Genomic DNA, 13624 nt, shown 5'->3' with positions numbered 1-13624 from the left:
AAGGCTCCGGCTCCCATGAACGCCTCCGTGTCGCTCCCGTCCGTCCTGAACATCCGCCCGGAGGCCGAACGCGCGCCGACGAGCGGCATTGTCGACGTGTTCAACTACGGCCGGAACAAGCCCGGCCTGATCCCGCTTTGGGTCGGGGAGGGGGACCTGCCGACGCCGTCCTTCATCACGGATGCGGCGGCACGCTCCCTGGCGGCGGGCGAGACCTTCTACACCTACCAGCGTGGCATTCCCGAGCTGCGCCAAGCCATTGCGGGCTATCTCGAGCGCCTCTACGGCAACCCGGTCGACCCCGAGCGAATCTTCGTCACCTCGGGCGGGATGCCCGCCATGCAGATCGTCATGCGAATGGTCGCCGGCAACGGGGACGATGTGCTCGTCCCGACGCCGGCCTGGCCGAACTTCATGGGCGCCCTCGTGACGGCCGGTGCCCAGCCGGTCGGCGTTCCCATGAACATCGGCGAGACGGGCTGGACCCTGGATTTCGACCGTCTGGAGAAGGCGGTGACGCCCAAGACCCGGGCCATCGTGCTCAACTCGCCGTCCAACCCCACGGGTTGGACCGCCACCCACGACGACCTGCGTCAAGTCCTGCACCTGGCCCGCAAGCACGGGCTCTGGATCGTGGCGGATGAGATCTACGGCCGCTTTATCTATGAGCCGAGCCTCGCCGTCGGTGCCCGCACCCCATCCTTCCGGGACGTGATGGAGCCCGCCGACAGGGTCATCTTCCTTCAGACCTTTTCCAAGAACTGGGCCATGACCGGTTGGCGGCTGGGCTGGATCGAGGCGCCTCCGGCTCTCGGGCAGGTCATCGAGAACCTTGTCCAGTACCAGACGTCCGGGACCCCCGTCTTCGTCCAGCGAGGAGGGGTCGCGGCCATCGAGGGCGGGGAGGAGTTCGTCGCCCACCAGATCGACCGGGCCCGGAGGGGCCGGGAGATCGTCGGGCGCCTTCGGGACACCGGGCTCGTCGAGATGCCCATGCCGCCCGGCGCGTTCTACGCGTTCTTCAAGGTGAAGGGCGGCAAGACCTCCGCGGAGATCGCAGTCCGTCTCGTGGACGAGGCCGCTGTCGGCCTCGCGCCCGGCTCGGCCTTCAGCCAGCCGAGCGAGGGCTACCTGCGCCTATGCTACGCCCGCAAGCCGGAGGACCTGGAAGAGGCGGTGCACCGCATCAACGCGGCGCTGCCGGCCATCGTCGCAGGGTGACCTGCGCCCCGGGGATTGCATGGCATCCCTGCGCATGAGTCATTTGACCCCTTCCGCCGGGCCGTTCATGAGCGGGGCGCCATGCCACTCGTGACGACCATTCCGGCCCACCTCATCAAGCTCGCCGTCGCGGCCCTGGGCGGGCTCGCGTTCTTCTGGCTCGGGGTCCCCGGCGGGTGGCTGTCGGGCGCCGCCATCGCGACCATCCTGTGGGGGCTGACGCGCCTCAGTCCGACGATGCCGCGCCATCTCGCGGATCTTGCGATGCTCACGTCGGGCGCCACCATGGGGGCGGCAGTCACGCCTGAGGCCATCGCGGCCATGGGGCGCTATCCCCTGAGCCTTCTCGTCCTGGTGATCGGCGTGGCGGGAATCTCGATGGCCTCGTCACTTTGGCTCGTCTTCGTATCCCGCTGGCGCCGGGACGATGCGGTGCTGGCGTCCGTGCCGGGCGCCCTCTCCACGGTCATGGCGGTCGCCATCGACCGGAACGCCTCAGTGGCGCCCATCGCGATCGTGCAGAACCTCCGCCTCATCGTGCTGATAGCCCTTCTGCCGAGCGTGGTGGTGCTGACCGGCGGCGGCACCGTGTCGGGCACTCTCCTGGGCCAGGGACGGGCGACGCTCACGCCGGGCGACATGGCCTTGGTGCTGGGCGGCGGCTATGCGGTCGGACTGGTTCTCGCGCGCCTCGGGATGGCGGCCCCGATCCTTCTCGGCGCGACCCTCGTCAGCACCCTGGGCCATGCCACGGGGTGGATGACCGGCGTCATGCCGCCCATCCTGGCCACGGCGGGGCTGATCCTCATCGGCGTCTTCATCGGCGACCGTTTCCGGGGGCTCGACTACGCGACCCTGCCACGCACGATCCTGGCCGGGCTCGGCTCCTTCACCATGGGCATGGGGGCGGCCGTGGCCTTCGCGGGCGTGGCCGCCTGGGTCGCGGAGGTCAGCTTCGCCAACGCCCTCGTGGCCTTCGCGCCGGGCGGGCTGGAGGCCATGACGATCCTGGCCCTGATCCTGGGCCTCGACCCGATCTATGTGGGCATCCACCACTTCGTCCGCTTCATTGGAATCGGCGTGACGGTCCCGTTCATCGTGGCCTGGCTGCAACGGAACGATCCGCCGAAATCGGAGTCGGTCTGACGACGTCGACCGACTGATCGAACCCTCTCGAGTCTCAATATTGGACTTGCGACCGACGGCTGTTCATCACTACGATATACCGTTCAAAAAACTTTTTTCTCAACCGCCAGCGAAGGTGAAGTCCCCTATGAATTGGACACTGCATTTCTTCGAAGCCGAGGGCAGCCTTGCGGCGTGGCGCGATCGTCTCATTGACGAGGCCCACGAGACGTTTTGGCGAATCGAGCGTTGCCTCGGACACGATATTGAAATGCCACCAGTGGACATCGTCGTGCAACGGATGCACGGACCCGTCATTCCTGAGCTAGGGATCGTGGGCATGACGCTTCGTCGAAGGTGCCTGGCGATCACCCTCGACCCAAACAATCCGAACTTCGAGGCGAGCATGAATGCGGACGCGTTCTCCAGAACGCTCACCCACGAGTTTCACCATTGCCTTAGACACCACGGCGTAGGGTATGGGATGACGCTTCCCGAAGCCATGGTGAGCGAAGGACTTGCCGACCAGTTCGACCGGGAGGTGAACGGCGGCAATGGCCAGATCTGGAATCACGCGCTGTCGAGCGAGCAATGGCCGTCCATGTTACGGAGAGCCCAAGACGCACTCCAGACGAAGCACTACGATCATCGCCTATGGTTTTTCGGAGGGCAAGGCTTCGGGAATGCTGAGCCCATTCCGCGATGGACAGGCTATACGATCGGGTACCATATGGTTGCCGCATATCTGGAAGCTGTGCCGGAAGCGAAGCCGTCCCGTATGGCGGATACGCCAGCGGACGAGGTGATCTCAAAGGCTTGGCGGCTGCTCTGTGAGAAGATGAGCGGTTCCAGAACGTCCTAGTTTCGCTCGCTGTCTCGCAGCCGCTCCACCGCTTCCATCCTGGGCCTCGCCGTCTCCCACAGCCGCTTGGTGGTTGCCGCCACGAGCGCTTCCGTCAAGAGCAGGAGGCCTGCGGACGAATCCCAGTTCGACGGCGCGGCGACATGCGCGGGCAGGACATGCTTGGCCACCCGGGCGATGGGGGAGAGCCAGGGATCGGTGAGCAGGACCACCGTTGCGCCCTGGGCAGCGGCTGTCTCGCTCAGGGCGATCACGTCCTCCTGATAGCGGCGGATGTCGAAGGCCACGACCACGTCGCGGCGCCCGATCTCGATCATGCGGTCGCGCCAGAGCGCCGGCTGGCTTTCCATGAGCGAGACCCCGCCCCGAACGATCCGGAAGTGGCTCTCGGCGTAGCGCGCCACCGCGCCCGTGAACCGGCCGCCCGTGAAGTGGACCGGGCGGCGCAGATCGGACAGGAGCGCCACCACCGCCTCGAACTCGGCGGGCGCGATGTTCTCGACCGTGGCCTGGATGTTGGCGATCACCGCCTCCGCGAAGGAGCGCAGGGCTGGGGCGCCGGAGCCCCTCTCGATAGGATCGGACTTGGCAAGGGGAGAGAGAAGCTGGGCCTCCAGCTCCTCCCGCAGGTGCTTCTGGAAGTCGGGAAAGCCCGCAAAGCCCATCCGGGTCACGAAGCGGAGGACGGATGGAGCCGAGATCCCCGCGCGGGCGGCGAATTCGGCGACGGTGTCCAGTCCGGCGAAAGGGTAGTGGCTCAGAAGGACATGGGCGGCCCGCTTCTCGCTTAGCGTGAAATGAGCCATCTCGTGGCGGATGCGCTCCGCCAGGCTTGGCGGCTCTGGGGCCGCCGTCGGGCTTGAATCGAGCATTCCGTCCCTCGTCGGGCGCCTCTATCCACAGGACGCCTTGACGCAACAATAAAGCTGTACCAAAAATTTCAAAGCGGGAAAAACGACGAGAGACGTATCAAGCGTTCAAAATCCGGGGATCGGGCCTTGGGCCCATTGGAGGACGTATGGCGCAATCGAGCCGGCCCAAGTCCGGTATGGGATCCCAGAGCGGGATCACGCATCCCGTTGCCTGCGTCGAGAACCCGGAGGGGCGCTCGCCGGTCCTGCTCATTTGCGAACATGCATCGAATCATCTGCCGCCCCGTTACGGGACCTTGGGCCTCGGTCCCGCGGAGCTCGAAAGCCACATCGCCTGGGATCCCGGCGCCCTGGAGGTGGCACGGCACCTGTCGCGGCTCCTCGGCGCCCCGCTGATCCATGCGACGGTCTCGCGTCTCGTGCTGGACCTGAACCGGGAGCCGACCGCGCCGGACTCGATCTGGACCCTGAGCGAGAAGACCGCGATTCCCGCCAACGAGAACCTCGATCCGCAGGAGCGGGCCTTTCGGGTGCGGGAGGTCTACGACGCCTTTCACGGCGCCGTGGACGCCTTCGTCGAGGCGCGCATGGCGCGGGGGCTCCTCGCGTCGGTCGTGTCGGTCCACTCGTTCACACCGGTCTATCGCGACGTGCCGCGCCCCTGGCAGATCGGCCTCATCTTCGACGCGGACGCGAGCTTCGCCCAGCGGGTCGAGGCGGGGCTTGCCCGCGACCCCGCGCTCGTGATCGGCATGAACCAGCCCTATTCGCCGGCCGACCGGGTGTTCCACACCCTGGAACGCCACGCCGTTAGGCGCGGCCTAGTGCCTTTAATGATCGAAATCCGCAACGACCTGATCCGCACGGAAGACGGGCAGGCGTCGTGGGCGAACCGTCTCGCACCCTTATTGAGGGAGGGGTAGGCCGCGAGCGGACCCATGGAGCCCGGTTTCCATGGCCATTGATGACGAAGTGACTTCGTGGAGGGATATTATGTCAGTTGGACAAGGCAGCGCGGGCTCGCAGGCCCCCGTCGGAGCCCAGGGCTCCGCCGGCGTCACCTATAACAAAGTCGACGACGCCTATTTCGAGGCACGGCGCCTCAAGCGCTACGCCCGCGTGTGGTCGCTCTGGGCGCTCGGCGTCGGCGCGGTGATCTCGGGCCATTACTCAGGCTGGAATCTCGGACTCAGCAACGGCTTCGGGTCGATGTTCTTCGCCGCGATCATCATCGCGATCATGTATCTGGGCCTCACCTTCTCGTTGGCCGAGATGTCGCCCGCCCTGCCGCATACCGGCGGCGCCTATTCGTTCGCGCGAACCTCCATGGGCCCCTGGGCGGGTTATGTCACCGGCATCGCCGAGAACATCGAGTTCGTGCTGACCCCGGCCGTGATCGTGTTCTTCATCGGCTCGTACCTGTCGGCGATCTTCGGGACGTCCCCCGATTTCCAGCCGGTCTACTGGATTGCGTGCTACATCATCTTCGTGGGGCTCAACGTCATCGGCGTGGAGCTCTCCTTCCGGGTCACCGTGACGGTCACGCTGCTCGCGCTCGCGGTCCTGGTGGCGTTCTACGTTTCCGTGATCTTCTCCGGCCAGTTCGACTTCAACCGCTGGGCGCTCAACATCGGGCCCGACGGCGCGGAGCTTCCCAACGGCGGCGGCGCGTTCCTGCCCATGGGCGTGGCCGGCATCTTCGCCTCGATGCCCTTCGCGGTCTGGCTCTTTCTCGCCATCGAGCAGCTTCCGCTCGCGGCCGAGGAATCCCACGATCCGCAGAAGGACATGCCCAAGGGCATCATCGCGGGCATCCTGACGCTGATCGTCTCGGCCTTCCTGATCCTGTTCCTGAACTCCGGCATCGCGCCCGGCGCGTTCGCCGTGGCGAAATCGGGCGAGCCCCTGCTGGACGGCTTCCGCACTCTCTTCGGCACGGACATCGCCAAGATCCTCGCGGCCCTGGCGCTGGTGGGGCTCATCGCCTCGTTCCACACCATCATCTTCGCGTTCGGGCGGCAGATCTACTCGCTGTCGCGGGCGGGTTATTTTCCGGGCTTCCTGTCGGTCACGCACGGCACCCGCAAATCGCCCCATGTGGCGCTGATCGCGGGCGCGGTCATCGGCCTCGCTGTCATGATGGTGATCTGGTTCGCACGGGGCGCCGAGGCGGGTGCGACGGTGATCGGCGGCACGCTGCTCAACATGGCGGTGGCGGGCGCGATGCTCGCCTACTTCATGCAGGGCATGTCCTACATCGTGCTCAAGACCAAGTTCGCCCATCTGCCGCGGCCCTACAAGAGCCCGTTCGGCATCGCGGGCGCGGTCGTGTGCATGGCGATCGCGGCCGTGACGCTCTACTTCCAGCTCACCGATCCGGTCTTCCGGACCGCGGTCTTCGGCGTCGCCGTGTACTACGTGATCATGATGGCTTACTTCCTCGTCATCGGCCGTCACAAGCTCATCCTCTCCCCCGAGGAAGAGTTCGCGGTGTCGAAGGGCGAGACCGAGTATAAAACCCACTAGTCCGCCGTCCGGGAGCGCGCGTCCCGCGCGCTCCCCACATCTTCTGTTAGGTTCCCCGCATGGACGCTCCAAGGATCAAGACCGCCGCCGACGCGGCGGCTTACGTGAAAAGCCGCGATCTGCCTTTCGTGAAGGTGGGAATCGTCGATGTCGACGGTGTCATGCGCGGCAAGTACATGGCCCGCGACAAGTTCGAATCCGCCCTCGAGAAGGGCTTCGGCATGTGCGACGTGGTGCTGGGCTGGGATTCGAACGACCAGCTCTACGACAACACCACGCTCACGGGCTGGCACACCGCCTACCCGGATGCGCCGGTGCGGGTGATCCCGGAATCCATGCGGCTCATCCCGTTCGAGAACGACATCCCGTTCTTCCTCGCGGAGTTCGACGGATACGCGGAAGGAGCCTGTCCGCGCGGCGTGCTGCGCCGGGTCTTGAAGAAGGCCGAGGACATGGGATTCGCGGTGTCGGCCGCGGCCGAGTTCGAATTCTTCGTGTTCGAGGAAACGCCGCATTCCGTCCGGGAGAAAAACTACCGAGATCTCAAGAACATCACGCCGGGCTTCTACGGCTATTCCATGCTGCGCTCGGGCGTTCACTCGGATTTCTACCATGAGCTTCTCGATCTCGCTTTGAAGATGGATTTCGAGATCGAGGGCCTGCACACCGAGACGGGCCCCGGCGTCCTCGAAGCCGCGATCCGCGTGGACGATGCCCTCAAGGCCGCCGACAAGGCCGCGCTCTTCAAGACCTTCACCAAGATCCTGGCCCAGAAGCGGGGCTGGATGGCGACCTTCATGGCGAAATGGTCGAAGGATTGGCCCGGACAGTCGGGCCATCTCCACACATCCCTGCGAGACGTCAAGTCCGGCAAGGGCGCGTTCTTTGACGCCGGGAAACCGCACCAGATGTCGGATACCATGCGCTGGTTCGTGGGCGGCCAGCAGCAGCTCATGCCCGAGACGCTTGCCATGGTGGCCTGCACGGTCAACAGCTACACCCGGCTGATCCCAGGCTTCTGGGCCCCGACCGATTCCGCCTGGGGCGTGGAGAACCGCACGACGGCCTTGCGCGTGATCCCGGGCTCCGAGAAGTCCCAGCGGGTCGAGTACCGGGTCGCGGCGGCCGACATCAACCCATATATCGCTCTCGCGGCCGCCATCGGCACGGGGCTTTGGGGCATCGAGAACCGGATCGAGCCCGGCGATCCCATCCAGGGCAACGCCTATGCGGTGGAACACCCGAGGGAGCGGGCCCTGCCGCGTTCGTTGGGCGAGGCTGCGGAACGGCTCAAAGCCTCGGAAGCGGCGCGCGCGCTTTTCGGCGACACCTTCGTTGACCATTACGCGGCCACGCGCGAATGGGAAGAACGCGAGGCCCGAAAGGCCATCACCGACTGGCAACTCGCCCGTTATTTCGAGATCATCTAAAAGAACCGCCATGGCCGAGACCGATATCGTTTGCATTTCCCCCATCGACGGACGCGAGCTCGTCCGCCGTCCCATCATGTCCGAGGCCGCCATCGACGCGGCCCTGGCGGCTGCGCGCGAGGCGCAGAAATCCTGGCGCCACGTCCCTGTTTCCGAACGTCTCGCGAGGCTCGACGCCTTCCTGAACGCGCTGCTTGCCATGAATCAGGAGGTCGTGCCGGAGATCGCCCAGCAGATGGGCCGTCCGGTGCGCTACGGCGGCGAGTTCCGGGGCGTCGAGGAGCGGGCCCGCTACATGATGGGCATCGCCGAAAAAAGCCTGACGCCCATCCCGGCGGATGACGAGAAACCGGGCTTCCGCCGCATGATCAAGCGTGAGCCGGTGGGCCTCGTGCTGGTGATCGCCCCGTGGAACTATCCGTATCTCACGGCCATCAACGCCATCGTGCCGGCGCTGGCGGCCGGAAACGCGGTGCTGCTCAAGCACGCTTCGCAAACCGTGCTGGCGGGCGAGCGCTTCCAGGCCGCCATGGACAAGGCCGGGGTGCCCAAGGGCCTGTTCACCAACCTGCATTTGAGCCACGACCAAACGGGCCGAATTCTGGGGAGCGGTCTCGTCGACCACTGCAATTTCACGGGTTCGGTCTCGGGCGGGCGTTCCATCGAGCGGGCCGCGGCGGGCTCCTTTACTTCGCTGGGCCTGGAACTCGGAGGCAAGGACCCGGCCTATGTGCGGGCCGATGCGGATATCGATCACGCCATCGAGAACCTTGTCGACGGCGCGTTCTTCAATTCGGGCCAATGCTGCTGCGGCATCGAACGCATCTACGTGCACGAGACCCATTACGACCGGTTCGTCGAAGGCGCGGTCGATCTCGTGAAGGGGTACGTTCTCGGAAATCCCCTGGACGAGGCCACGACGCTCGGCCCCATGGCGCACAAGCGCTTCGCCGATCTGGTGCGCGGGCAAAACGCGGAAGCCGTCGCCAAGGGAGCTCGGGCTCACATCGACGCGAAAAAGTTCGCGGCTGATACCGGCGGCACGGCCTATCTGGCCCCGCAGGTGCTCACGAACGTGGACCATTCCATGAGCGTGATGCGCGACGAAAGTTTCGGGCCGACTGTCGGCATCATGAAGGTCTCGGGCGACGAGGAGGCGATCCGCCTCATGAACGACTCCCCCTACGGTCTCTCGGCCGCTATCTGGACCTCCGACGTGGATGCGGCGGAGGCCATCGGCGACAAGCTCGAGACCGGCACCGTCTTCATGAACCGCTGCGACTACCTGGACCCGGCCCTGGCCTGGACCGGCGTCAAGGATACGGGCCGGGGCGCGAGTCTGTCGCGCCTGGCCTACGAGTCGCTGACCCGCCCCAAATCCTACCACCTGCGCCACACGCTTTGAGTTCGACCATGACCGCATCTCCCCGCTCCAACTGGAATTACCCCACCCCCATCCGCTTCGGCGCGGGACGCATCTCGGAACTGGCCGAAGCCTGCCGTTCCGTGGGCATGGCGGCTCCTCTGATCGTCACGGACCCGTTCCTCGCGACGCAGGCCATGACGAAGGCTGCTCTCGATCAGCTCACGGGCGCGGGCCTCAAGGCCGGGATCTTCTCGGACATCAAGCCGAACCCCGTGGAGACCAACGTCTACAAGGGCCTCGAGGCCCTGAAGGCAGGCGGCCATGACGGCGTCGTTGCCTTCGGCGGCGGCTCGGCGCTCGATGCCGGCAAGGTTATCGCCTTCATGGCGGGCCAGACGCGGCCGATGTGGGACTTCGAGGATATCGGCGACTGGTGGACCCGCGCCGACCCCAAGGGCATCCTGCCCATCATCGCCGTGCCCACCACGGCCGGCACCGGGTCCGAGGTGGGACGCGCGGGCGTCATCACCCAGGAGGCCACCCACACCAAGAAGGTGATCTTCCATCCGCTGATGATGCCCAAGATCGTGATCTGCGATCCGGAGCTGACGGTGGGCATGCCGCCGCACATCACGGCCGGAACGGGCCTCGATGCGTTGGCTCACTGCCTGGAGGCTTACTGCGCGCCGGGCTACCATCCGATGGCGGACGGCATGGCCGTGGAGGGGATCCGCCTCGTCAAGGACTTCCTGCCGCGCGCGCACAAGGACGGCAAGGATCTCGAGGCCCGCGCGAACCTGATGTCCGCTGCCGCCATGGGCGCGACGGCGTTCCAGAAGGGGCTCGGGGCCATCCACGCGCTGTCGCATCCCGCGGGCGCGCTCTACGACACCCATCACGGCCTCACCAATGCGGTCTTCATGCCCTACGTGCTGGTCTACAACCGCGCCGCCATCGAAGAGAAGATCGCCCGCCTTTCCGCTTATCTCGGCCTAGAGCGCAGCTTCGACGCCTTCCTGGCCTGGGTTCTGCAGCTCCGCAAGGATCTCGGGGTCCCGCACACGCTGGAAGGCCTCAAGATCGACGCGGCTCGCTTCGACGAGATGTCCGACATGGCTCCCAATGATCCGACAGCCGGCGGGAATCCCGTGCCGATCACGAAAGAGAGCGCGCGCAAGCTCTACGAGGACGCTCTGGCCGGGCGTGTTTGAAACGGCTTCCTGAAGCGCCATCCCGGGGCCGCGTCAGCGGAGCCCGGGATCGTCTTCCGCTTTGGCTTTGGAAGTCCGGCGCTGCACCCGCTGCGCGGAAGCGAGGCTGCAAACGCCCCTATGCTTTGCCGAGCCTTCTACTTGTCAGCGTCAAGTAGACCGCGACGGCTAGGCTCAGGGCAAGCATGGACAGCACAAACTCGGCGACGGACACCCATCCGCCTCCCGCCCAGAACCACCCTCCCAGGGACCCCATGAGGCTCGATCCAAGGTAATAGGCCAGGAGGTAGAGGGAGGCCGCATGGGCCTTGTCCCGCGCGGCCATGCGGCCGACCCATCCGCTGGCGACCCCGTGGGCGGTAAAGAACCCGAAGGTCAGGCAGGCGATGCCCGCTATGACCACCTTGAGCGGCGCCAGGAGGGTCAGGCCGACCCCCAGAACGAACAACAGGACCCCCGCGATGAGCACGGGGCCACGGCCCACCCGGTCGGCCAGGGCCCCCGCCAGCGAGGAGGCGAGGGTGCCCAGCATGTAGGAGGTGAAGATCAGCCCGATCTGCGACTGGCTCAGCAGGTAGGGTGGGGCCAGCAGCCGAAAGCCGGAATAATTGTACACGGTCACGAAGCTCCCCATCAGCAGGAAGCTGATCAGGAAGAGCCAGGGCAGCCCCTTATGGCGCAGGTGCGACCCCCACGCCTCGAACTGGCGCCGGACATCGAGGCCCTGGCCGTGGCTGAAGTTGCGCGAGGCCGGCAGCAGAGCGAAGAACAGGATGGCCGCCGCGAGGCCCAAGGCCCCGATGGCACCCAAGGCGACGTGCCAGGAGGTCTCCTCCGCCACGAAGCCGGTGATCACCCGCCCCAGCATTCCGCCGAAGGCCGTGCCGCCCACATAGAGGCCCATGGCAAACCCGAGGCCGCGCGGATGGATCTCCTCGGCAAGGTAAGCCATGGCGATCGCCGGGACGCCCCCCAGCATCACGCCCTCGACGGCTCGCAGGGCGAGCAGCACGTGCCAATTCGGCGCGAAGGCCGCCGCGAGGTTCAGGAGGGATGCGGCGCACAGGGAGAGGAACATCAGGTTCTTGCGGCTGATGCTCTCCGACAGGCCGCCCGCCAGCAGGATGGACGGGGCGAGCAGCCCCGTGGACAGGGACAGGGCCAGGGAACTGGCGGCCGGGCTCACCCGATAGGTCTCGGCGAAGAGCGGCAGCAGCGGCTGCACGCAATAGAGCAGGGAGAACGTCGAGAAGCCCGCCAGGAACAGCGCAAGGCTGATCCTGCGGTAGGCTGGGGTGCCGCGCTCAGTCCATTGCGGTTCCGGTGCCGCCTTCGCAGGGGAATGACGGCCTGACGGATCCGGCATGGAACGCCTTTCGAGGGCCTACGCTGCCTTGAGCCGCGCGTTGAGGATGTCCCAGAGCGCCGGATCGTGAAAGTCCGGAATGGCTCGGTCCGCCCCGACCTCCCGCATTTCCTCGGCGGAAAGGCCGGTGAGGATGCCGAAGCCGAAGATGCCGGCGGCCTTTGCGGCTCGCATGCCGGAGGGCGAGTCCTCGAACACCAGGGCCTCGTCGGCCGAAACTCCGAGCCTTTGGAGAGCCGTCAGGTAGGGCAGCGGATCGGGCTTGCCCCGGGCCACGTCCTCGATGGTGATCTTCACCACGAAACGGTCCGAAATCCCAAGGGCGTCGAGCATGTGCTCGGCGTTGAGGCGTGGCGCATTGGTCACGAGCGCGAGCTTCAGGCCTTGCGCGTCGGCCCAATCGAACAGCTCGCCCAGCCCGTCCAGGGGCTTCAGGTCGGAAGCCATTTCCCGGAAGGCCGCCTCCTTGCGGTCGGCGAAGTCCTCGTGCTCCTCCACGGTCTTGTGCGGCAGCAGGCTCGCGAAGATCGCATCGTTGGTGCGGCCGATGATGGTGGAGCGGTAGATCGTCTCGTCGATGGTCACGCCCTCGGGCGCCAGGATCCTGGCGAAGGCTTGGAGATGCACGGGGTCGCTGTGGGTGAGCGTGCCGTCCATGTCGAAGATCAGGGCTTTGAGCATCGAAAATCTCTCATCGTACCGATTGCGGCCCTCCGGGATCTTGAGGCCGCGTCCCTGGAATATAGATGCTATCGTGTCCGTCAAATCGAACCTGTCGATGCGCCCGCATTCCTGCCCTGCATTTCCACCCCGAAAGTCTGCATCCGGCCCAGGACGGCAGCCGTGAAGGGCCTTATCGGGACCCTCCGGCATCTCTATGAGGGGGACAGCCCCGAGGCTCATCGGTTCCGTTACGGCATCGTGGTCTTCGACATCGTCACGGTTCTGTTCATCATCGTGACGTCGTTCCTGCCCCGATCGACCGAACGCATGAACGCCGTCGAGTGGCTCGATATTGGGCTCGGCCTGATCGTGCTGGCGGATTTCTCGGCCCGGATCCTCATCAGCCGAAACCGGTGGCGAGACTTTCTCCACCCCGTCACCTGGGCCGACATGGCCGCGATCGCATCCTTCCTGGTTCCGCTGGCCGGCGAGGGCGTGGCCTTCTTGCGGATCCTGAGAACGGTGCGCCTCCTGCGGTCCTACGAACTCCTGGCCCGACTGCGCCGGGACAGCCGGTTCTTCTGCCGCAACGAGGAGGTGATCCTGGCGGCGACGAACCTCCTGGTGTTCATCTTCGTGATGACGGGGCTCGTCTACGAGACCCAGCACTGGACCAACCCGCATATCGGGAATTATGCGGACGCCCTGTATTTCACGGTCACGGCCCTGACCACGACGGGGTTCGGCGACATCACCCTGCCGGGCACCCTGGGCCGGATGATTTCCGTCATCGTCATGATCTGCGGCGTGACGCTCTTCCTCCGCCTGGCCCAGGTCCTCTTTCGTCCCAACAAGGTGCGGTTTTCCTGCCCGAGCTGCGGCCTCCAGCGGCACGAGCCCGATGCGGTGCACTGCAAGGCCTGCGGCACGATCCTGAACATTCCCGATGACGGGGACGGCTTCTGAAGGGCGCCAACCGAGC

At 65.9% G+C, this 13624-nt stretch carries 12 protein-coding genes; 9 read left to right on the top strand and 3 right to left on the bottom strand.

Annotated elements, in window-relative coordinates:
- Nucleotides 1-15 precede the first annotated feature (15 nt).
- From ILT42_RS22325 to ILT42_RS22315, 3 genes are all read left to right on the top strand, one after another.
- On the top strand, nucleotides 16-1221 hold the full coding sequence (locus ILT42_RS22325) for a pyridoxal phosphate-dependent aminotransferase (protein WP_204218220.1): 1206 nt from the start codon (nucleotides 16-18) through the stop codon (nucleotides 1219-1221).
- Between the two features lie 81 nt (nucleotides 1222-1302).
- Entirely contained in the window at nucleotides 1303-2367 is a 1065-nt protein-coding gene (locus tag ILT42_RS22320) for an AbrB family transcriptional regulator (RefSeq protein ID WP_204218219.1), read from the top strand.
- Between the two features lie 127 nt (nucleotides 2368-2494).
- Nucleotides 2495-3208 carry a DUF2268 domain-containing putative Zn-dependent protease gene (locus ILT42_RS22315; RefSeq protein WP_204218218.1) on the top strand — a complete coding sequence of 238 codons (714 nt, stop codon included), beginning with the start codon at nucleotides 2495-2497 and terminating at the stop codon, nucleotides 3206-3208.
- Here the strand turns inward: ILT42_RS22315 and ILT42_RS22310 are convergent.
- Complete coding sequence (locus tag ILT42_RS22310; RefSeq protein WP_204218217.1) at nucleotides 3205-4080, bottom strand: MurR/RpiR family transcriptional regulator; 876 nt, start codon at nucleotides 4078-4080, stop codon at nucleotides 3205-3207. The genes ILT42_RS22315 and ILT42_RS22310 overlap by 4 nt on opposite strands.
- A gap of 146 nt (nucleotides 4081-4226) precedes the next feature.
- Between ILT42_RS22310 and ILT42_RS22305 the strand changes: the two genes are divergently transcribed.
- The 5 genes from ILT42_RS22305 to ILT42_RS22285 all read left to right on the top strand — a co-directional run bounded on the left by ILT42_RS22305 (nucleotide 4227) and on the right by ILT42_RS22285 (nucleotide 10613).
- Nucleotides 4227-5003 carry an N-formylglutamate amidohydrolase gene (locus ILT42_RS22305; protein WP_204218216.1) on the top strand — a complete coding sequence of 259 codons (777 nt, stop codon included), beginning with the start codon at nucleotides 4227-4229 and terminating at the stop codon, nucleotides 5001-5003.
- Between the two features lie 70 nt (nucleotides 5004-5073).
- Nucleotides 5074-6606, top strand: coding sequence for an amino acid permease (locus ILT42_RS22300; protein WP_204218215.1), 1533 nt, complete (start codon nucleotides 5074-5076; stop codon nucleotides 6604-6606).
- Nucleotides 6607-6665: 59 nt separating this feature from the next.
- Nucleotides 6666-8036: a glutamine synthetase family protein gene (locus ILT42_RS22295; RefSeq protein WP_204218214.1), complete on the top strand. Its 1371-nt coding sequence runs from the start codon at nucleotides 6666-6668 to the stop codon at nucleotides 8034-8036.
- 10 nt (nucleotides 8037-8046) lie between these two features.
- A complete protein-coding gene (locus ILT42_RS22290) occupies nucleotides 8047-9441 on the top strand; it encodes an aldehyde dehydrogenase family protein (protein WP_204218213.1) in 1395 nt (464 codons plus the stop codon).
- An 8-nt stretch (nucleotides 9442-9449) separates the two neighbouring features.
- The gene (locus ILT42_RS22285; RefSeq protein WP_204218212.1) at nucleotides 9450-10613 is read left to right on the top strand and encodes an iron-containing alcohol dehydrogenase; all 1164 of its coding nucleotides are present in this window, start codon (nucleotides 9450-9452) and stop codon (nucleotides 10611-10613) included.
- A 118-nt stretch (nucleotides 10614-10731) separates the two neighbouring features.
- On the opposite strand, the gene ILT42_RS22280 is transcribed toward ILT42_RS22285, so the two are convergent.
- Both ILT42_RS22280 and ILT42_RS22275 read right to left on the bottom strand, forming a co-directional pair.
- Nucleotides 10732-11979, bottom strand: coding sequence for an MFS transporter (locus tag ILT42_RS22280; RefSeq protein ID WP_204218211.1), 1248 nt, complete (start codon nucleotides 11977-11979; stop codon nucleotides 10732-10734).
- Nucleotides 11980-11997: 18 nt separating this feature from the next.
- Entirely contained in the window at nucleotides 11998-12660 is a 663-nt protein-coding gene (locus ILT42_RS22275; protein ID WP_204218210.1) for an HAD family hydrolase, read from the bottom strand.
- 162 nt (nucleotides 12661-12822) lie between these two features.
- On the opposite strand from ILT42_RS22275, the gene ILT42_RS22270 reads away from it, so the two are divergent.
- Nucleotides 12823-13608, top strand: coding sequence for a potassium channel family protein (locus tag ILT42_RS22270; RefSeq protein ID WP_204218209.1), 786 nt, complete (start codon nucleotides 12823-12825; stop codon nucleotides 13606-13608).
- Nucleotides 13609-13624: the final 16 nt, after the last annotated feature.

Origin of the sequence: Microvirga pudoricolor (genome assembly GCF_016892705.1) — a bacterium.
Taxonomy (GTDB): domain Bacteria; phylum Pseudomonadota; class Alphaproteobacteria; order Rhizobiales; family Beijerinckiaceae; genus Microvirga; species Microvirga pudoricolor.
Note: the sequence above shows the minus strand (reverse complement) of the source record. Positions and strands in the feature narration are given on the sequence as shown.

What these genes read in the sequence shown, in the direction of transcription:
- ILT42_RS22325 (WP_204218220.1), top strand. Translation starts at nt 16, where the DNA reads ATGAACGCCTCCGTGTCGCTCCCGTCCGTCCTGAACATCCGCCCGGAG.
- ILT42_RS22320 (WP_204218219.1), top strand. Translation starts at nt 1,303, where the DNA reads ATGCCACTCGTGACGACCATTCCGGCCCACCTCATCAAGCTCGCCGTC.
- ILT42_RS22315 (WP_204218218.1), top strand. Translation starts at nt 2,495, where the DNA reads ATGAATTGGACACTGCATTTCTTCGAAGCCGAGGGCAGCCTTGCGGCG.
- ILT42_RS22310 (WP_204218217.1), bottom strand. Translation starts at nt 4,080, where the DNA reads ATGCTCGATTCAAGCCCGACGGCGGCCCCAGAGCCGCCAAGCCTGGCG.
- ILT42_RS22305 (WP_204218216.1), top strand. Translation starts at nt 4,227, where the DNA reads ATGGCGCAATCGAGCCGGCCCAAGTCCGGTATGGGATCCCAGAGCGGG.
- ILT42_RS22300 (WP_204218215.1), top strand. Translation starts at nt 5,074, where the DNA reads ATGTCAGTTGGACAAGGCAGCGCGGGCTCGCAGGCCCCCGTCGGAGCC.
- ILT42_RS22295 (WP_204218214.1), top strand. Translation starts at nt 6,666, where the DNA reads ATGGACGCTCCAAGGATCAAGACCGCCGCCGACGCGGCGGCTTACGTG.
- ILT42_RS22290 (WP_204218213.1), top strand. Translation starts at nt 8,047, where the DNA reads ATGGCCGAGACCGATATCGTTTGCATTTCCCCCATCGACGGACGCGAG.
- ILT42_RS22285 (WP_204218212.1), top strand. Translation starts at nt 9,450, where the DNA reads ATGACCGCATCTCCCCGCTCCAACTGGAATTACCCCACCCCCATCCGC.
- ILT42_RS22280 (WP_204218211.1), bottom strand. Translation starts at nt 11,979, where the DNA reads ATGCCGGATCCGTCAGGCCGTCATTCCCCTGCGAAGGCGGCACCGGAA.
- ILT42_RS22275 (WP_204218210.1), bottom strand. Translation starts at nt 12,660, where the DNA reads ATGCTCAAAGCCCTGATCTTCGACATGGACGGCACGCTCACCCACAGC.